The 17,832-nt window shown below is 52.3% G+C and carries 13 protein-coding genes and 2 pseudogenes; 7 read left to right on the forward strand and 8 right to left on the reverse strand.

Annotated features, from left to right (window positions below; all coding sequences use genetic code 11):
• The first annotated feature begins 60 nt into the window (after positions 1 to 60).
• The 5 genes from KP702_RS14270 (at position 61) to KP702_RS14290 (ending at position 7,473) form a co-directional block, all read left to right on the forward strand.
• A complete protein-coding gene (locus KP702_RS14270) occupies positions 61 to 2,322 on the forward strand; it encodes a TonB-dependent receptor domain-containing protein (protein ID WP_202208150.1) in 2,262 nt (753 codons plus the stop codon).
• Between the two features lie 70 nt (positions 2,323 to 2,392).
• On the forward strand, positions 2,393 to 4,057 hold the full coding sequence (locus KP702_RS14275) for an ABC transporter substrate-binding protein (protein ID WP_252348757.1): 1,665 nt from the start codon (positions 2,393 to 2,395) through the stop codon (positions 4,055 to 4,057).
• Positions 4,054 to 5,016 (forward strand): ABC transporter permease, encoded by a 963-nt coding sequence (locus tag KP702_RS14280; RefSeq protein WP_202208151.1) that lies wholly within the window; start codon positions 4,054 to 4,056, stop codon positions 5,014 to 5,016. Before KP702_RS14275 ends, KP702_RS14280 begins: the two co-directional genes overlap by 4 nt.
• Complete coding sequence (locus KP702_RS14285) at positions 5,013 to 5,852, forward strand: ABC transporter permease (protein ID WP_202208152.1); 840 nt, start codon at positions 5,013 to 5,015, stop codon at positions 5,850 to 5,852. The genes KP702_RS14280 and KP702_RS14285 overlap by 4 nt, the downstream gene beginning before the upstream one ends.
• A gap of 10 nt (positions 5,853 to 5,862) precedes the next feature.
• Positions 5,863 to 7,473, forward strand: a complete 1,611-nt coding sequence (locus tag KP702_RS14290) for an ABC transporter ATP-binding protein (protein WP_202208153.1) — start codon at positions 5,863 to 5,865, stop codon at positions 7,471 to 7,473.
• Between the two features lie 189 nt (positions 7,474 to 7,662).
• Here the strand turns inward: KP702_RS14290 and KP702_RS14295 are convergent, their stop codons facing one another.
• The 7 genes and pseudogenes from KP702_RS14295 to KP702_RS16610 form a co-directional block, all read right to left on the reverse strand.
• A complete protein-coding gene (locus tag KP702_RS14295) occupies positions 7,663 to 9,084 on the reverse strand; it encodes a carbohydrate porin (protein ID WP_252348758.1) in 1,422 nt (473 codons plus the stop codon).
• Positions 9,085 to 9,142: 58 nt separating this feature from the next.
• Positions 9,143 to 10,075 carry a 2-hydroxyacid dehydrogenase gene (locus KP702_RS14300; protein WP_202208154.1) on the reverse strand — a complete coding sequence of 311 codons (933 nt, stop codon included), beginning with the start codon at positions 10,073 to 10,075 and terminating at the stop codon, positions 9,143 to 9,145.
• Between the two features lie 26 nt (positions 10,076 to 10,101).
• Positions 10,102 to 10,893, reverse strand: coding sequence for a 2-keto-4-pentenoate hydratase (locus tag KP702_RS14305; RefSeq protein WP_202208155.1), 792 nt, complete (start codon positions 10,891 to 10,893; stop codon positions 10,102 to 10,104).
• Between the two features lie 110 nt (positions 10,894 to 11,003).
• Positions 11,004 to 12,419 carry an MFS transporter gene (locus KP702_RS14310; protein ID WP_202208156.1) on the reverse strand — a complete coding sequence of 472 codons (1,416 nt, stop codon included), beginning with the start codon at positions 12,417 to 12,419 and terminating at the stop codon, positions 11,004 to 11,006.
• A complete protein-coding gene (locus tag KP702_RS14315; protein ID WP_202208157.1) occupies positions 12,416 to 13,420 on the reverse strand; it encodes a Gfo/Idh/MocA family protein in 1,005 nt (334 codons plus the stop codon). Before KP702_RS14315 ends, KP702_RS14310 begins: the two co-directional genes overlap by 4 nt.
• A 200-nt stretch (positions 13,421 to 13,620) precedes the next feature.
• Positions 13,621 to 14,652, reverse strand: coding sequence for a LacI family DNA-binding transcriptional regulator (locus KP702_RS14320; RefSeq protein ID WP_202208158.1), 1,032 nt, complete (start codon positions 14,650 to 14,652; stop codon positions 13,621 to 13,623).
• 47 nt (positions 14,653 to 14,699) lie between these two features.
• A pseudogene (locus KP702_RS16610) lies at positions 14,700 to 14,912 on the reverse strand (transposase); the annotation flags it as partial.
• A gap of 521 nt (positions 14,913 to 15,433) precedes the next feature.
• On the opposite strand from KP702_RS16610, the pseudogene KP702_RS14330 reads away from it, so the two are divergent.
• Positions 15,434 to 16,243 (forward strand): annotated as a pseudogene (locus KP702_RS14330) (DDE-type integrase/transposase/recombinase); the annotation flags it as partial.
• Positions 16,244 to 16,655: 412 nt separating this feature from the next.
• Here KP702_RS14330 and KP702_RS14335 read toward each other — a convergent pair.
• Positions 16,656 to 17,348: a recombinase family protein gene (locus tag KP702_RS14335; RefSeq protein WP_237390042.1), complete on the reverse strand. Its 693-nt coding sequence runs from the start codon at positions 17,346 to 17,348 to the stop codon at positions 16,656 to 16,658.
• A gap of 177 nt (positions 17,349 to 17,525) precedes the next feature.
• On the opposite strand from KP702_RS14335, the gene KP702_RS14340 reads away from it, so the two are divergent.
• A complete protein-coding gene (locus tag KP702_RS14340) occupies positions 17,526 to 17,798 on the forward strand; it encodes a hypothetical protein (RefSeq protein WP_215769274.1) in 273 nt (90 codons plus the stop codon).
• Positions 17,799 to 17,832 lie beyond the last annotated feature (34 nt).

Genomic DNA, 17,832 nt, shown 5'->3' on the forward strand with positions numbered 1-17,832 from the left:
CGCCTCCGGACGGTCGATTTTTATGTTCCGAGATATCACCCAAATGTTGAGAAACGAGTCATGAAAGCCTTCTACGAGCGGCACACACGCATTCTCCTCCTTGGCATGACCGTCCTTTCAACATGCACCATGATTCCCACGGCTATTGCCCAAGATGCTGAAAGGAACAAACGCTCTGGTCCGCGAGCCCTTCATGTCGGACCGGCGGTCAGTCGTCCCAACACTCCGGTTGCTCCGAAGCGCTTAAAAGGCGACGCAATTTCTCCTCATTCAAAGAGCGAGGATATCAGTGTCACTGGGTCGAATAGCGTCCGCACAGCCGCAAAGCGCATGAGAAAGGTGCCGGGAAATTTCACGGTTATCAGCAGCAAGGAAGTTGAGAAAGGGAGGTCAGCCACGCTTGAGGACACTTTGGCGTTTCAGCCTGGTATTTTCGCGCAAGCAACCAGTGGAAGCACCGGAAACAAGATCTCCATAAGAGGATCGGGCGCAGGGGTATTCTATGGAGGTTACAGCCTCGGAATGAAATACCTGATTGATGGATTGACTGTCAGCGGTGTGGGAGGATTTCAGGAAGATCGCCTCAACAATACCGGATATCAGCGCACAGAAGTCCTTTATGGTGCCAACGCGTTCGACTACGCTGCGACCGCTCTTGGTGGCGGCATCAATTTCGTAACACATACCGGGGTCTCTGCGCCCGGGTTCATGGCCCGTTTCGAAGCTGGCAGCTACGGCACACTGAAAGAACAGGTCAGTCAGGGGGGGACGTTCAGCAATAAGAAAGGCGATTATTACGTCACTGTAGCGCGAACCAACCGACAGGGCTTCCAAAGCTATACGGCGATGCATCGTACCGATGTTGTCGCAAATCTAGGCTACCGCTTCACCGACAAACTGTCTGCACGACTTATTTTTAAATGGGACGAGGGGTTCGGCCATTATGGTGGCCTGCTGACACTGGCCCAACTTCGCAAAAGCCCCAGCATTAATCCAAACGACTGGGGAGGGCGCCCGACCAGAAGCACTATGCTGGGATTTAAAACCAATTACATTTTCGATGATGATTCCAGGTTGGAATACGGCATAACGTGGAACGATTATCCGCTCTTTAACGGGACAAATACGCAGCAGTTTAACCTGTGGCGTTCCACGGACATTAACAATTCTGTCAAATATAACCGGAGTGATCGTCTTCTCGGGCGGAAGATTGAAAGCAATTTTATTCTGAGTGATGTGCATATGGTGTCGGGAGACTCTCGATATTATACATCGTCCGTCCCATCCACGACTTATAATAGAGAAGACTGGACGCTGCACCAGCGGGTCAAATACGGCGGATCACATGATCTGGTTTTTGCGGCCGGGAATAATTTCAATATTTTCAATCGGCTTTGGCTGACTAGCGGCTTTTCAGTCATCTGGGTTGATCGCAATATTCGCGTTGTTGACCGCTTGATACCGAACTCAGCGCTTCAGAGCCGTGAGCACTATAATAATGTCTTCATTACGCCGCGCGTCGGTTTACGGTATGAAATTAATCCGGACATTGACGTCTTCGCCAACTTCAGTCGCTTGATCGACCCTCCGGTGACCTGGAACTACCATGATGTCAAAGGGGGCAGCCCGTATAATGACACGGGAACTGTAGGGCCATTGAAAGCCCAGCGGGCTAACTCGGCGGAAATTGGTATCCGAGGTCATGTCGGCATATTCGACGGAAATCTAACCCTTTATCGGAGTTGGGTTAAAGACGAACTGCTGTCCGTCGTCGTTACACGCGCGACAAATACAACAGCCGAGATTACCAGAACGTCTAACGCAAGTCCGACAATTCATCAGGGCATTGAAGCCGGACTCTCAACGAAACTCTTTAATCTGCATCAATATGGCGCCTTGTCCTTCCGTCAGGCTCTTACGGTCAATGACTTTTATTACAGGCATGACTCCCTTCTTGGGCAAAACAAGCTGCCGTCGATCCCGACATGGCAATATCAAGCCGAACTCCAGTATAATAATCCTCTGGGGTTCTATGCGAACTTCGATTTCAGGTCGTCCTCAAGCTATTATGTCGATTACGCCAATACACTGAAGGCACCCAGATATGGGATATTCGGCCTGAAGCTTGGTTATGAGGCAAAAAGCAAAATCTGGAGCACTTTTCTTGATTTCCGCAATCTCGGAAACAAGCATTACGCCACGGCAGCTTATACTGCCTACAATCTGAACCATACTGATTCCGCAATGTTTTACCCGGGTGACGGATTCAGTGTGTTTGGCGGCGTGACTGTACACCTCACTGACTTGGGAAGGCACTTCTGATGAGGCATTGGTTTTTTCCCAAGACAGTTCATTGGTCAGATATTCGCTCATACGTGCCGATTCTAAGAGTATGACCAGATTTCATAATCGTAGGCCGGTTCTGATACTTATTCCGGTGGTAGCGTGCGTGGCTGTCCTGTTCTATCGGCATGATACCGACAGTAAAACGCGGCATCCGAACACGCATCAGGGATCAGCACCCCACAAAGGCGGTATTCTCGTCTTAGCGACGGAGCGCGAGCCTCTGTGCCTGGATCCCCATGTGTATGGAGATATGCCGCAGGTCTATATCGCCGAGCAGTATCTTGACCGGCTCGTATCGATGGACGAGCAGGGCACCATTCATCCCTGGCTTGCAACGTCATGGGAAATAGCGGACGGCGGACTAACGTATGTCTTTCATCTCCGGCATGACGTGACCTTCACCGATGGGACAAAGTTCGATGCAGCGGCTGTAAAACGCAATCTGGACCATATGGTGGATCCCGCCACACAGTCAGGTACTGCGGGCGGTTATATCCGCCAATATACCCGGACCGACATTCTCGATCCTTATACGGCAGCGGTTCACCTGTCCTCGCCGTATTCAGCTTTTTTGAATGTTCTGGCTCAAGGCTTTCTGGGTATTGAGTCTCCCGCAGCTTTAGGCCGCCCTCGCGATGTGAACTGTCAGAGCCCCGTGGGGTCTGGCCCGTTCATTATTGCCCACTGGGATCATCAGAGTGAGGTCGTCCTCAGGAGAAACCCAGCTTATGCATGGGCGCCTCCCACAGCGCAGCACCAAGGGCCTGCCTGGCTTGACGGAATTATCTGGCGCTTCGTTGCTGAGCCGTCAGTCCGTTTTGCCATGCTTCAGGCGGGCGAGGTGGGCGTCATTGATAGTGTGCCGCCTGAGGGCGAAACTCCGGCAAAGTCCAACCCGGATGTGTCATTGCTGATGGCCGATCGACCGGGAAATCCTACGAACGGGACCCTGAACACGCTTCGGCCGCCGTTTAATGACATCCGTGTCCGTGAAGCGTTCATTCGATCCGCAGATATTGATGGTGCGTTAGGAAGCATATTTTTCCACCATTATGCGCGCGCTGGAGGCCCTTTGAGCCCCTCCACACCAGATTACAGCCCGGATTTTGAGCATACCAAGGATTATGATCCGAAGTGTGCCAACGAACTTTTGGAGAAAGCTGGCTGGAAAGACCGGGATTCTAAGGGATATCGCCTCCGTGACGGCAAAAGATTAACTGTGCACATCCCGATCTCCACGGTTCTGGCACCCGCCGATCGTACCCTTTGGGAGCAGGTACAAGCCACTGCGCGTCAAACCGGCTTTGATGTCCGGCTGGAGCCCCTAAGCGAGACTGCCAACATCGCGCGGAGTGATGCCTGGGATTACGATGTGCGGATTGGATATTGGAACACGAATACTCCAGATGTCCTTCGCATCGTATTCGGTTCTGCATTCACCAACCATTTTCAGCACGGTATTCACCAGAACGCTTCCGGCTATAGCAGCCCGATCTTCGACGAGGTGGTGGAACAGGCATTGGCCACGCAGGACCCGCAGCAGCGAAAGGCGCTTTACCAGCGAGCGCAAGAGATCATCGCTAAGGCACATCTTCAAATCACGACGTATTCGCAGACCACGCGTCTGGGAGTGTTCAGCAATGTTCATGGTGTACGCATTGAGCCCTCGTTACGCGTCATCAATTTTCATGATGCCTGGATGACACCATGACGAAACGCTTGGCTTCCCAGCGCTTGATCAGCCGGATTGGCTTGAGTCTCGGCATGCTCTTCGCATCTGCAACACTAACATTTCTCGCTGTGCGCATGATGCCCGGTGATCCGGCAACGATCATCCTCGGTGGGGCCATGGCCAACCCTACACCCGGTGCTGTCGCGGCGATCACCAGGGAGTACGGCCTCGATCGTCCTCTTATCGTGCAATATGGTTTCTATATATGGCGGCTCCTCCATGGAGATTTAGGGGCTTCCTTCAGTCAGCACCTGCGTGTTGCGGAGGTTTTGCGCCAGCAGATGCTGCCTACGCTGGCACTCGCATCGTTCTCGCTCTTCCTTGCCTGGGCTCTCGCACTGATTTCAGTATTCTGCACAGTCCGCCGCGGGAGAGTACTCTCGAGCCTTGGAGCCTCTCTCGACATCTCTGCCGCAGCGCTCCCGCCGTTCTGGCTTGGAATTGTGCTGCTCTGGATATTTGCGTTCAGATTGCACCTGCTGCCGCCTGCGGGGAGTTCTTCGCTGGCCTCCCTCATTATGCCAGCACTTTCCCTTGCCATTCCTCTGGGAGGATTTCTGGCTCAGGTCACGCGTGAGTCTTTGGAGATTGCCCTCGATCAACCGTTCATCCTGAGTGCGAGAATGCGAGGTCTAAGCATGGGGCAGGTCTTGCGGCGCCATGCCCTGCGTCACGCGCTTCTTCCCGGTATTGCGCTCTCAGCGTGGGCTCTTGGCGCGCTTCTCGGTGAAACAGCAGTCATTGAAGCCATTTTTTCGCGAAAAGGACTTGGACGCACGCTCGTTTATGCCGTTTCCGCACAGGACATGCCCCTAACAACCGGCATCGTTCTGTTCGTCACAGTTGCATACATACTTGCCAGCCTGATGATCGAACTCATCCACGAACTGGTTGATCCGCGTCTTGCGACATCTCGGGAGCAAAGAGCATCCTTATGATTATAGCCCCGAAAAAGCTCATCGCGTGGAGGCAGCTTCCCATTGCAATCCTTCCCGCATCCGGCTTTCTGGTTTTTCTTCTGGTCTCAGCCATCATTCCAAACGCGATCAGCGCAAATGATCCCTATGCTATTGCACCACGGCACGCTTTCTTATCCCCAGACTGGAACCACCCCTTCGGAACAGACCAGTCTGGTCGCGACATTCTGACGCGCGTTATTCATGGCGCACGGCAGTCACTTCTGGTTGGGGCAGGGGCCGTCGCAATCAGTTTTTCTGGTGGGATCATCCTTGGACTGGCAGGCGGGCTGGGTCCTCAGTGGCTTCAGAAAGGCATCGGCGCCGTTATAGATGTGCTGTTTTCGTTTCCGGCATTGATACTGGCGCTTCTTTTTTCCGCCAGTCTTGGGACAGGGGCAGGACCACTGGCCTTGGCGATCGGGATCGCCGCTACGCCGGGCTACGGCAAGATGGTCTTCAGTCAGGTGCTGTCGGTAAGGCACTCAGGATATGTGGAAGCTGCCTGTGCCCTTGGCCACACGCCATTTTCCATCATTCGACGACATGTTCTACCCAATGCGCTCCGTCCGCTCGTTGTAACCGCAACCATGGGGGTTGGCCAGACGATTGTCTGGGCGGCAGGACTGTCTTTTCTGGGGCTTGGCGCACCACCCCCCACGCCAGAATGGGGAACCATGATGTCCATGGGGCGCGATTTCATTGCTGATGCCTGGTGGCTGACTCTCTTTCCAGGCCTTTTCATCGTGCTGACTGTGCTGTCCACAACAATTTTAGGGCGCTTCCTACAACGTCGCCTCGAAGGCAGACCCTCATGAGGTACATGCTATGATCGGACAGGAACTGACGGTCGAAAAACTCTCCATATCGTTTGAGGGAAAGCAGGTCGTACATGATCTCTCTTTTCAGATAAAACCCGGCACAATTCTGGCCATGGTTGGTGAATCTGGCTCAGGAAAAAGCGTGACCGCGCGCAGTCTTGTTGGGCTGGCGGGTGATCGAGCCCAGATTACAGCACAGAGCTTGCGTCTCGGCGATCTTGATCTCCTGGGCCTGGGTGAGGAGGGCTGGAGCGAACTTCGCGGAAAAGAGATAGGTTTTGTGCTTCAGGACGCGTTGACGTCGCTCGACCCGTTGCGAACTATTGGGCAGGAAATAGAAGAAGCTCTGACGGTTCACGGCCAGTTGCGGGGTTGGCGTCATCGCAGGGCGCGGCGGGAGCGAGTTCTGGAACTGCTCAGAAATAGCGCGGTGTCTGACCCTGAAACGCGCTTGCAGGAGCGCGCGAATGAACTGTCTGGAGGGCTGCGTCAAAGGGCTCTCATTGCCTCTGCGATAGCCCTAAACCCCGGGATCATCATTGTAGATGAGCCAACCACGGCGTTGGACGCCAGCACCGTTTCGCATGTTCTGGAACTATTCCGTGACTTACGGGATGCAGGGCACGGGATTTTACTGATCAGCCATGACATTGAAGCCGTGTCTCAGGTTGCAGACACAATTATCGTGGTCAAAGAAGGCCGACTAATAGAGCAGGGAGAGGCGGCCCAAATTCTAAAGAGCCCCACTCAGGAGTATACGCGTTTGCTACTGAGTTCGATCCCAGGGCAACAGCACAAACCGCAGCGTTCCTCAGTTCAGCAAACGGAAGATGACCCCCCTCTGCTCGTCGTGAAAGACATCCTCAAGCATTACCCTAAGTCACGAGGGTCATCGCGGACCGCGGTAGATCATGTCAGCTTTACCCTTCGGAGAGGGGAAACGCTCGGTATTTTAGGTGAATCTGGTTCTGGGAAGACAACAACTGCAAGAATTGTAACCGGGTTTCTGGCGCCTGATGCAGGGAATGTATGGTTTGATGGAAAAGTTTGGAACGGGATATGTGCTGATACTCACCGGAGCGTAGATGAACGAGAGCGTCGGCCGCATCGGCATGAAATGGGGATTGTCTATCAAGATCCCCTGAGTTCTTTTGATCCACGCTGGACTGTTCAGCGTATTCTTGCTGATGCGCTTGAAGCCAACAACATCCCACAGACGGAGTTTCCGGAACGGATTACGGCACTTCTGGCGCTGGTACGCCTAACACCGGACGTTTCTCGCCGTCACCCTCTCCAGCTTTCGGGGGGGCAACGCCAACGTATTGCCATCGCGCGGGCTATCGCGGGCAAACCTAAATTGATTGTTTGTGACGAGCCTGTTTCAGCGTTGGATGTTTCTGTGCAAGCACAAGTATTGGAATTGTTAAAGGAGCTCCAGGAGCGTCTGAAAATCGCTTATTTATTTATCTCTCATGATCTGGGCGTTATAAAAGAGATGAGCGACAATGTTGTTGTAATGCAGGATGGTAAAATTGTAGACCACGGGGAAACAAATCATATCTTCAAAAATCCCAGTCATGAATTTACAAAAAGCCTTCTCAGATCCAGGGTGATTTAGACCTCGTTGATAAAAGAGCTTTTCACGTTGCAGCGGATGTGGCTCAAAGCTGTTCTTTATAGAGATGTGTGAATGCTTGACCATCTGACGGTTCAGGAACTTCTTCGATCTCGCCGCCGCAAAATTCTGGATCAGATCTTTTTGTCAACGTGCCCGGGAAAGTTTCGATATTAACACGGGACTCAATGTCTAAAGAACAGCATGGATCTTCAGGCCAAGCGCATCAACCTCTGGCTTGTTTTTCTGAAGATTGGTTCTCCAGATATGCTGATAGTCCGGCTGGATCGAAAGGCCACGGAAAACGTGAATATTGTAAGTCGCTTCAAACGTCGTGAGGTGACTCTGCGGATAATCTGCATTTCCGGGCAGAGATAAACCTTGTCGATACCGGATCCATTGTGATGCTACCAGTTGCGAGCTCGCAAATGTTTCTGACCATTCCACACCCATTGTATCCTGCGGACGGCTAGGGATGAGGCCTCTGTCTACAAACCCGGCATAAACCTGATACGTATAGGGGCTGTTGTTGCCCTGACTTTTCGTGAAGCCGGCAATTGCATAAAGGCCGTGCAGCGGACCATTCCCATTACGGATTAACATCTGGTCTGCCTGAAGCCATATCTGTGTTTTTCCGTTGGTCCAACGATAGGGCATGCCCGTTCTGGCTGCTGGCTGTAACGCCGTATCGTAATAGACATCCCTGTAATTCGAAGAATCATACGCAACGCCGAACTTGTAATGGCCCACCAGATTGTTCTTTCCAAAAGACGGTATGAGGCCAATTTCAACGGGAATATAGATGCCGGTATAAAGCTCTGTATCCATCCTGAAACCAGTACGGTCGTATCTGTTGGTATTCAGATATGGATTGACACCATACAGGCCAGCCTGGGTGTAAACCCCATGTAATGGCCAGTAACGCACTCTCGTTCCCCATGTTGATCCTGGATATGTCGCATACCCTGCCGCTCCACGGGTGAGGGACTTTGGAATGCCGCAGTTCGATTTGTTCATGAACGTGCAGAACAAGGGCGAATTAGCAAAGTCGATATTGACCGGCATCTTGCCCAAGGCAATCTGAACCCGGTTCTTGTAAAGGTCCTGCGTTCCATAAACGTATACCAGATGAACGCCGACATTGCCGCCACCACCGTAAATTTCCTGAAAGCCATTAAGGGATCTTTCTCCCATATCAGATGCTAAATTATGGCCCGCGCGGTTGACGAAAACGGCATGGGTTTTGAGGCCTTTCCACCCAATGAGCCTTTCCCAGTCCAGATCCAGTTCCACCCCGATCTGATGCGCATATCCGGCATCACCCCCATGACCGGCATTCAGCGCGATGGCACTTTCGCTCGTGTAATCCACGACGATCCCAACCCCCATTTTATTGAGGCGTTTAACCAGTCTTCCCCACGGAAGGACCATGTTTTCCACGGAGGGTGTAAAAGGCGTATTGGCGTAGGACGTTGGAGTGTCCAGCGCGAAGAGAGGGGCCGTTTCGGAGATCGGACCACGATACTGAGGATGGGCTGGATGGGCGCACAGCCATCCAGCCGAGAGAACACCAAGGGCAATAAGCCTCCGGCGAAAAGACAGGGAATACATCATGGTATTACCTCGGAGCGAAGCATTGTTCTGAGCGGAACAGCGCCTGTCCTTGACCCAATCAGATTGACTGCACAGGCGTCAGGAGAGGCACACCCGCAAAATGAGCACCCAGATTGGCGACAACCAACTGGCCCATCTGAAGGCGTGTTTCCACCGTAGCGCTGGCGCGGTGCGGCTGTAGAACGACGTTTTTCATCTTGAGAAGGGCTTCTGGAACCGTCGGCTCGCTTTCGAACACGTCCAGCGCAGCCTTTCCGAGCTTTCCTTGCTGGAGTAGCTCTACCAAGGCCTGCTCATCCACAACACTGCCTCGGGAAACATTTACGAGCAGACCGCACGGACCGAGGGCTTCCATGACATCACGACTGATGAGATGCCGGGACTGTGCTCCGCCAGAAGCTGCGACGACCAGAATATCGCTCTGTTCAGCGAGCGCTCGCAGGTCAGGAACAAACGGTGCGTCTGGCAACGCCAGGTCACGGCGGGAATAATAGGAAACGGGCATATCAAAACCACGCGCACGCTTGGCAATAGCCTGTCCGACCTGTCCCATGCCGACAATTCCAAGTTTCCGTCCCGTGACCTTATGAGCGAGCGGAAGCTGACCAACGCCCCATTGATGGTTCCGTACGAACTGGTCTCCTGAAACCAGATCGCGCATTGCCGACAGCATGAGCGCCATGGCGAGATCCGCCACATCATCCGTCAGGACGTTCAAGGTTGTAGTTACGCCAATGCCGCGTCGTGCCGCTTCTTTCAGGTCAACGGCATCCGTTCCCACCCCATTGATGGCAATGACTTCAAGGTTCGACAGAGTTCTCATCAGCGCTGCTGGCACACCGGTGCCGCCGCCTGTAGCAATCCCCCGAATGCGCGTGGCAACATTAGAGGGAATGGCTGATCCGTCATAACGATGAACGGTATAAGCCGCATCGAGAAGAGCCTCTATTTCAGGCATCATGGGTTCAACAAGAAGTAGTTCCGGCTTCATGACCGAAAACCTTTCATCAGTTCTTTTCAAGGGAGCGTGACGGAAACTGCCGCTAATGGGCCGATCTGGACTTCTGCGACCGTGCCTGCAGGAACGAATTCAGTTCCAGTCATGGATCCCGTCGTTACGACAGTTCCCGCCTGTATGGGCAAACCTCTCTTGGCAGCATGATTGGCGAGCCAGACGAGAAGGCGCATCGGATCACCAGCAGAATTTCCACCTGTATGATCAATGACCGTTTTACCGTTCAAAATGAGACGGACTGGTTCATCAACGGGTACAAGGCGTTGCCAGTCATCCAGAGGAGTTCCGTAAATCAGAGATCCATGGTTTCCCTGATCCGCAAGATGGGTCAGGCCCGACTGGGATCCGGGTTTGCAGAAGCGGGTATCGAAAATCTCAATCGCTGCGTGTGCGCTGACAATGGCTTTACGGACGTCCTGTTCTGTCCACGGCGTGGAGCGCAGCGGCAGAGACACTCCGAAAACATAAACGATTTCAGCTTCAACACCGTAGAGACGGCATAAACCCACGGGGAGTTTGGTATCTCCCGAGAAAATCGTGTTCTGGTGCAAAGGGGCGCAGAATGGCTCGCTGTCTGGCGTAGGGGCGCCAACTTTCCACCCTTGGATCGATCCAAGAGATGAGATCAGACCACGTGCCACCCGATCCTGTACCGCATATGCGTCTTCTGCATTTTGAGGGGCAGAAGAAGCCGGGATCTGTTGAAGGCAATGGCCATTTTTGCGCGCACCCAGAAGCAGGTCTGCATACTGTGCCAATGCATCCGATAAGGGAGAGAAAACATCAGATTTCATGTTAACCTCAGACATAAATGGAGCATGATGCGTCCGGAAGGTTCGGTTGCATTTCAGGTGGAAATCAAAAAGGAAGGATTAGGAATAGTTCTGGATCAGGGGAGGACTTTTTAGAACACGTCGTCCTGAGACATCAGGTCTCTTCCTCTAGTTTCAGGAATGAAGAACGTTGCCAGCACGGCCAATCCCGCCAGAAAGATCACATAGGTTGCGAGTGGTATCCATGCGAACTTCCCGCTTGCGACACCACCGATATTGAAACGCGCGAACATCGTGATCAGGAACTGCCCGACCATGGGGGAAACACCTCCTGCAATTACGGATGAAAATTCACGCGTAAACGAAACGGCCGTGTAACGGTGCCGCACCCCGAACATCTCAGGCAGGAAGGCGCCTTGTGTACCGAACATTCCCCAGGTTGCGACGCCCAGAGCCAGGGACAGCGCAATCATCGAAAGAACCGGGTTTCCTTGGCTGAAGACATACCAGACAGGAATAGCGGTGACAGCCTGCAAGATGGCAAATGCACGATATACTCGGACACGTCCGTAGCGATCACTTAGCCATCCAGCTCCCGGAATGGTAACGGCACCCACGAATGCAGCGCCGATCAGGGCGAGGGTGCCCCATTTGCTACTCATCCCGACCGTATGCACCAGGTAGCTAATCGACAGCACCTGATAGATGGATGAGCCGCCATTTTCGGCCATGCGTAGGCCAAGACCGGCCGTGATGGGGCGCCACGATGTGGTCAGGACCTGCCGGATGGGCATGACCTCTTCATGCTCTTCCTCTTCCTTCAGCTTTGCGAAAGCTGGGGATTCCTTCAGTTTCAGCCGCATATAGAGAGCAATGACGAGAAGAAATGCACTCCCGAGAAATGGCGCGCGCCAGATCCAGGTCTCTGCAATATTTGGTACACCTGTAAGCATACCAAAATAGATCAAGCCAGCCGCGACCGTTCCCATCTGAATCCCGAGAAAGGGAAGGGCAGCGAAGTATCCACGGCGCTCTCTTGGGGCAGATTCCGTCATCATGACGGCCGCACCGGCCTGTTCAGCACCCGCGCCAAATCCTTGTAAAATGCGCATTAAGACAAGCAAAATAGGGGCTGCAATGCCAATTGTGGCATAAGACGGAATGAGGCCGATGGCAGCACTTGCCAACCCCATGAGCGTTACGGTCAGGAGCAGGACTTTTTTGCGTCCGTGACGGTCCCCCAGTCGACCGAAAAATACGCCGCCAATCGGTCGGACCGCAAACCCAATGAAATAGGTTGCGAAACTTGCAACCAGTCCCATGCCAGGAATGGTGCTTGGGAAGAAAAGGGGCCCGAACACCAGAGCAGAGGCCAGACTGTAGAGCGCGAAATCGTAATATTCCATGGCGCTCCCGACAGAGCATGTCCAGGCAGCACGGCGTAGTTCTTCGGGCGCCATTTCAGGACGCTGTGACAAGGCTTCAGTCATAGCTAGGGGCCGCTCCTGATCAAGGGGAAGAGACGTCGTCATCGTTGTTGCGCTCATGATGGGATGACCTTTATTTCTCGTCCTGTCCGAGCGGATTCTTTGAGGGCCAGTGCAATCCTGAGAGATGCCACCCCATCCTCACCTGTTGCGGCAGGTGTTCCTTTGCCATCGATAGCGGCAAGAAAACGAGCGACGCTGTAGCGGTAAAGATTATGGTGAGTGAGGGACATTGGATGTTCACCCTCTGCGTTCCGCAGAGAAAGACTTCCTACTGGTTTCTGGGACATGCAATCCCGTGCGATAAGAGCTCCCTCGTCCCCATAAAGCTCTACGCCCCCCGGAGCGTAGGGAACAGCGTAAGACCCGTGGATCTGCACGAGGACATCTCCGGGGAAGCGCATGACGGCCATAAGGCCATCTTCAATGCCAGAGACACTTTTCCGTCCGCTCTGCGTCATGGCGAACACCGACAGAGGATCAGCTCCTAGCAAGAAGCGTAGCGTGTCAATGTCATGAATAGTACTATCGAGGATCAGCCCACCCCCGGCATCATTCAAGCGCCATCCATCCATCGCTTTGGCAAGATAATTGGCATGGAAAACGCGAGCGGCGTTTAATTTCCCGATTGTTCCAGTACGCAATTGCTCTCTGAGGGCGATATGTACGGCGGAACACCGCAAATGATGGTTAGTACCAAGAACGACACCCATCTCATGACAGACACGGACAATGTCTTCAGCATCGTTCAGCGATAAAGCTAGTGGTTTCTCGCAGAGAACGTGCTTGCCAGCACGCGCGGCAGCAAGGGCCTGGTCTTTATGGAACTCATTTCGGGAGCTGATATAGACTGCCTGAATTTCCGGATCTTGCAGAATATCCTCAAGCACCGTTGTATTGCAGGGAATACCATTGGCCTGCGCGTAGGTTTTTCCTCTGTCCGCATTCTGACCGAAAACAGTGCAGATTATACTTTCCTTCTGCGAGCGAATGGCATCAATCATCCACTCCTGTGCTACATTACTGGCCCCAATCAGAGCCCATTTCATGGGTGTTGTCATAAGCCCTCCTTGAATTTCATCTATGGCGACGAAACAGAACTTTTAATTAGATCGATCTAAAAGACCGTAGTTCACACAAGGAACGCTAATTTTGAGAGAAAGTCACATAAATAACGTTAGCCAAACGTCACTCTTGTGTGATTATATGATTTTGTATCACGTTTTTTGTGATCGTATCGTCGTTTAGGTGGGGAAAGACATCACCTTAGGTGAGCATTTTCGCCACAACTGTCACGGATGATTAGCTGGGGAGAGAGAATAATATGTTCCCTTGAACGCTCGGGGTTCTCAAGTCGAGCCTGAAGAAGATTCGCAGCGGCTCGACCGATATCGCGGGGACCGGTGGCGATGGTCGTTAAAGCGGGATATGACGCCGATGCTTGAGGCAAATCATCCATCCCGATAACTGCAAACTCTTTACCCACGGCAATACCATGCGCCTGAAGACGGTTCATGACATTTAAGGCCATGATATCATTGTAACAGATAGCTGAGTCGGGAGGATCGGAGGACTTTAGCAGCGTATCAAACACTGCTTCGTCATAGGTGTTTTCTGCTCCACCCGGGACAATCAGGGTTTGGGGGAGGTGATGCAATGCCATCGCACGCATGAATCCTTCACAACGAGCCTGGGCGGCAGAATGAACGTTCATATTGCCAACGAACATGATTCGTCTACGACCAGTCCGAACGAGATGCGTTACTGCTTTCTCAATACCAACAGCGTAATCGGCCGCCACATAGTCACTCTCATCTGAAGAAACTTGCCGGAGAGCCTGCACGAAAGGCAGCTTTAACCGCTCAAGATCGTCAAGAAGCGTCTGGCAACTTCCCACAGCAGGGCAGATGATGACCCCATCAACGTTGTGCTCTCGCAGCCGTTGTAACTGGCGAGCCTGGCGATCAGCTGATTCATTGCTATTGGCGATGAAGCAGACAACGTCATTGGTATCATTGATCTCATCAACTCCCGCTGTCAGCTCACTGAAAAAGGGGTTCGCAATATTGGGAAGGACGAGACCAATTGTATGAGTCCGGTTCTGTCTGAGGTTTGCTGCACCCCGATTGTAAATATACCCAAGACGTTTCATGACCTCCTGAACACGCTCGCGCGTTTCGGTCGCAACCAGAGGACTTTCGCGCAGGACCAACGAGGCTGTCGCTCTGGACACGCCAGCTTCACGAGCAACTGCAAGAAGGCTGACAGGTTGTAAAGAACCAGGTTTTTTCATGAAACCGCAATGACGTTTTGATCAAAGGAATTCTGAGAAGGAAGAGTTCAACGCAGATACAGGTAACGTCTGATCATAGCTACTCCCCGGCTCCAAAGATACTCCTGTAACTTGTGTGAGGCGTAACCACGATCGCAGACGACATAGATCGGTGGGTATGGCAGATTATCGAGTAGGGCGTAGGCACACGGTAATTCGTGCGCCTGTCCGGGCGAAAGCGTAAAGGACAATGCCCTGCCATGTCCGTCTGCAGCTACGCAAACCTGTGTGCCATCGAGAAAAACCGTGCCGAGGGCCTAGTCCCTGTTTTGACCTTTTCAAGAGGCGCTGCCATACACCGAGTTTCGAGCATCAAATGAACAGTTGTGCCGCGATCCACTAGGGACCAAACTCAGGCGGAAGGGCGCGCCATTTCGCGCCGTTCTAATGGCGCCAGAAAATCGCGGATATCGTCCGTCGAAGGTTCTTCGGTGGGATTTTGTCCTTCGGACGGACTTCCTCGATCAAGGTCTCCCAGACGGACTATGGGGTATCAGAAAAGACAGACTGCATCATGCTCATAATAAACAGTTATGCAGCCAAAATTGTCATTCAAAGCCTAACAGGTCTTAGTTTCGGAATTGATCAGAATCAATATTTAATGATGATCATGGTGCGATATTATGAAAATTGATGACAATAGAAGCTCTCTTTTTTGAATGATTGAGAAAAATAAGTATTCAGAAATTTTTAGGATAGCTAATTTTTGTTAGGCTAAGGGTTCATAGCCAGAACATGACAGATGCGTCATGGCAGCGCCAAGACCACGGCCGCCGTGCGAGCAGCACTACAGCGATCGCAGGCTTTGCTCGCGGCGCTGATCGAGGAGCTTGGGATCAACCCTCCAGTTAAATGGTGGAAGCGTCAGACTGTCGAGGACCAGAAGACGGGACCAAAAGAGCCCCGATCAACGGTCCTTTCCGAGACGGACCAAGCGATGATCGTGGCATTTCGCCGGCATACGTTGCTATCGCTGGATGACTATCTTGATGCCCGATAGGCCAGCATTCCCCATCTGACACGCTCGGCCCTGCATCGCTGCTTTCAACGTCAAGAGATATCCCGACTTCCGGATATGGAGGGAGACAAGCCCAAACGACAGCGTTTCAAACGCCATCCTATCGGCTTTTTTCACATCGATATTGCCGAGGTCCAGACTGTTGAAGGCAAGCTGTATCTCTTCGTTGTCATTGACCGGACAAGCACATTCGCTGTCACACATCTGGTCGAGAAAGCCGACCGAAGAACGCCTGGGAATTCCTCGAGCATCTCCTAAGCGTCATTCCTTACCGGGGGCATACCATTCTGACCGATAATGGGATCCAGTTCGCTCACCAACCCCGTAATCGCAATGCGGCCTGGTCGCGTCCCATGCGCTTCGACATGATCTGAAGCGCATGGGATCTAATATCGTCTGATGAAACCAAATCACTCATGGACCAATGGTCAGGTTAAACGGATGAGCTGAACAATCAAAAAGGCAACCGTCAAGCGCTTCCATTACGACAGCCATGAGGAGCTGAGGACACATCTCAGCGACTTCATGGCAGCAATCCACACCATCAAACCACGGGAGTAAACAGTTAGGCAAACGGAGCCATCATTCGGGGCCGCGCGATCTGGATTTTTGCGAAAAGTGCGGCCGGTATCGACCGAGTGCTTGTCCTGATTAAGGCCTTCAAGGCGGTTACGAAAGAGCGCATGCTTTTGCGGCCAACTACTCCCAGGCTCGACATCGCGGTTATCGCGAAAGAGGCAATGCTGTCGTCCGCAACGGTTTAAAAAACGAATGGAGTTTGCTTACGACTTTACAATCCGTTCCACGAAAAGGCGCAATCCAGCTGAAATTACCGCAAGCGAACCGTATGCCGAGATAGAAGTTATTTTCCTCCCAATCGTTCAGTTTTTTTTATTCCATGTTGTGCGTCCCGTAGTTCCAGATTGATCGGCCTGTTTCCTGCAAGTTATTGAGATAAAGAGGTATCATGGAGCGGGGAGATTTGAAGGGGTGTCCTTTTACGAATTTTTGCGGTTGTGAGGCGCCGCGAAAGTGTCCTGGAGGATACGTTTAGAGAACGGGCAATGTCGGTCAGGCCTTCGGTCCCGTCTTCCAGGCGAGATAACGCGATATCCAGATCCTGTTCGGAAAGTAGACGAGGACGGCCCAACGTCTTACCTCGCACGCGTGCTGCGGCAAGGCCAGCTCGGGTTCTTTCAGCAATGATGGATCGTTCGAATTCGGCTAATGCAGCCATCATATGGAACATTAGCCGGCCGCCGGAGGATGCAGTATCAATGTGTTCTGTTATCGAACGAAAATGTATTCCCTTCTTGCTTAACCGTTCCATGAGTTGGACTAACCCAAACAAAGAGCGTCCAAGTCGGTCAAGTCGCCAGACAACCAGGGTGCAGCCTTCATGAAGATGTTGCATTGCTGCGTCCAAACCTGAGCGGGAAAATTTACTACCTGATTCTCCTTGATCGGTGAAAATTCGACTACAACCAGCAGCCCGGAGTGCTTGGATCTGTAGATCCAGTTTTTGCTCTTCTGTAGAAACCCGAGCGTAGCCGATGATCATATAAACCACTCCAAATACATCAAATAAATGACCTTCCAAACTGGATCGTTGGTTGAAGATCTTTGCAATTACCTTCATGAATTTTGAAGGGACGAGGTTGACAAAAACGGTCGATTTGTTCCGGCCTGATTTGAGACAGTTTTCTGCGCAGACGAAGTTAGAAAATCGGCCATTTTCTGGGAATCCCTAATTGAGTTTCGGGTATTTTCGAACCTTTGCCCGAAATGACCATTTTTGGCATCTTGGGAATTTTTGTTGCAAAAAGTTTCTTCACAAGACGGGAGTGGCGGACAAATTGGTCCGTCAGTAAGGGGATCTCTAACAGAAGAACATGATCGTTTGGTGGGTGTTTCAGGGGGAATGTCTTTCCTTTTCAATGGACAGGATTTGACCGATGATGCCCTGACATATGAAGTGGTTGATCGGCACGTGGCAGACGATTTAGTCATCGAATTTGGCCGACTGATTTGTGCAAAACGTCTGGCGCTCGAGGTTTATTGTGGTCCAACAGGGACCCCGCTGCTGTGAAGTATCTAAGAAATTGCAATGGTGCTGAATGCGC

Source organism: Gluconobacter sp. P5B12 (assembly GCF_018812035.1).
Lineage (GTDB): Bacteria > Pseudomonadota > Alphaproteobacteria > Acetobacterales > Acetobacteraceae > Gluconobacter.

Bases quoted from the DNA above. Each gene is read 5' to 3' on its own strand.
- KP702_RS14270 (WP_202208150.1), top strand. From the start codon at position 61: ATGAAAGCCTTCTACGAGCGGCACACACGCATTCTCCTCCTTGGCATG.
- KP702_RS14275 (WP_252348757.1), top strand. From the start codon at position 2,393: ATGACCAGATTTCATAATCGTAGGCCGGTTCTGATACTTATTCCGGTG.
- KP702_RS14280 (WP_202208151.1), top strand. From the start codon at position 4,054: ATGACGAAACGCTTGGCTTCCCAGCGCTTGATCAGCCGGATTGGCTTG.
- KP702_RS14285 (WP_202208152.1), top strand. From the start codon at position 5,013: ATGATTATAGCCCCGAAAAAGCTCATCGCGTGGAGGCAGCTTCCCATT.
- KP702_RS14290 (WP_202208153.1), top strand. From the start codon at position 5,863: ATGATCGGACAGGAACTGACGGTCGAAAAACTCTCCATATCGTTTGAG.
- KP702_RS14295 (WP_252348758.1), bottom strand. From the start codon at position 9,084: ATGATGTATTCCCTGTCTTTTCGCCGGAGGCTTATTGCCCTTGGTGTT.
- KP702_RS14300 (WP_202208154.1), bottom strand. From the start codon at position 10,075: ATGAAGCCGGAACTACTTCTTGTTGAACCCATGATGCCTGAAATAGAG.
- KP702_RS14305 (WP_202208155.1), bottom strand. From the start codon at position 10,893: ATGAAATCTGATGTTTTCTCTCCCTTATCGGATGCATTGGCACAGTAT.
- KP702_RS14310 (WP_202208156.1), bottom strand. From the start codon at position 12,419: ATGAGCGCAACAACGATGACGACGTCTCTTCCCCTTGATCAGGAGCGG.
- KP702_RS14315 (WP_202208157.1), bottom strand. From the start codon at position 13,420: ATGACAACACCCATGAAATGGGCTCTGATTGGGGCCAGTAATGTAGCA.
- KP702_RS14320 (WP_202208158.1), bottom strand. From the start codon at position 14,652: ATGAAAAAACCTGGTTCTTTACAACCTGTCAGCCTTCTTGCAGTTGCT.
- KP702_RS14335 (WP_237390042.1), bottom strand. From the start codon at position 17,348: ATGAAGGTAATTGCAAAGATCTTCAACCAACGATCCAGTTTGGAAGGT.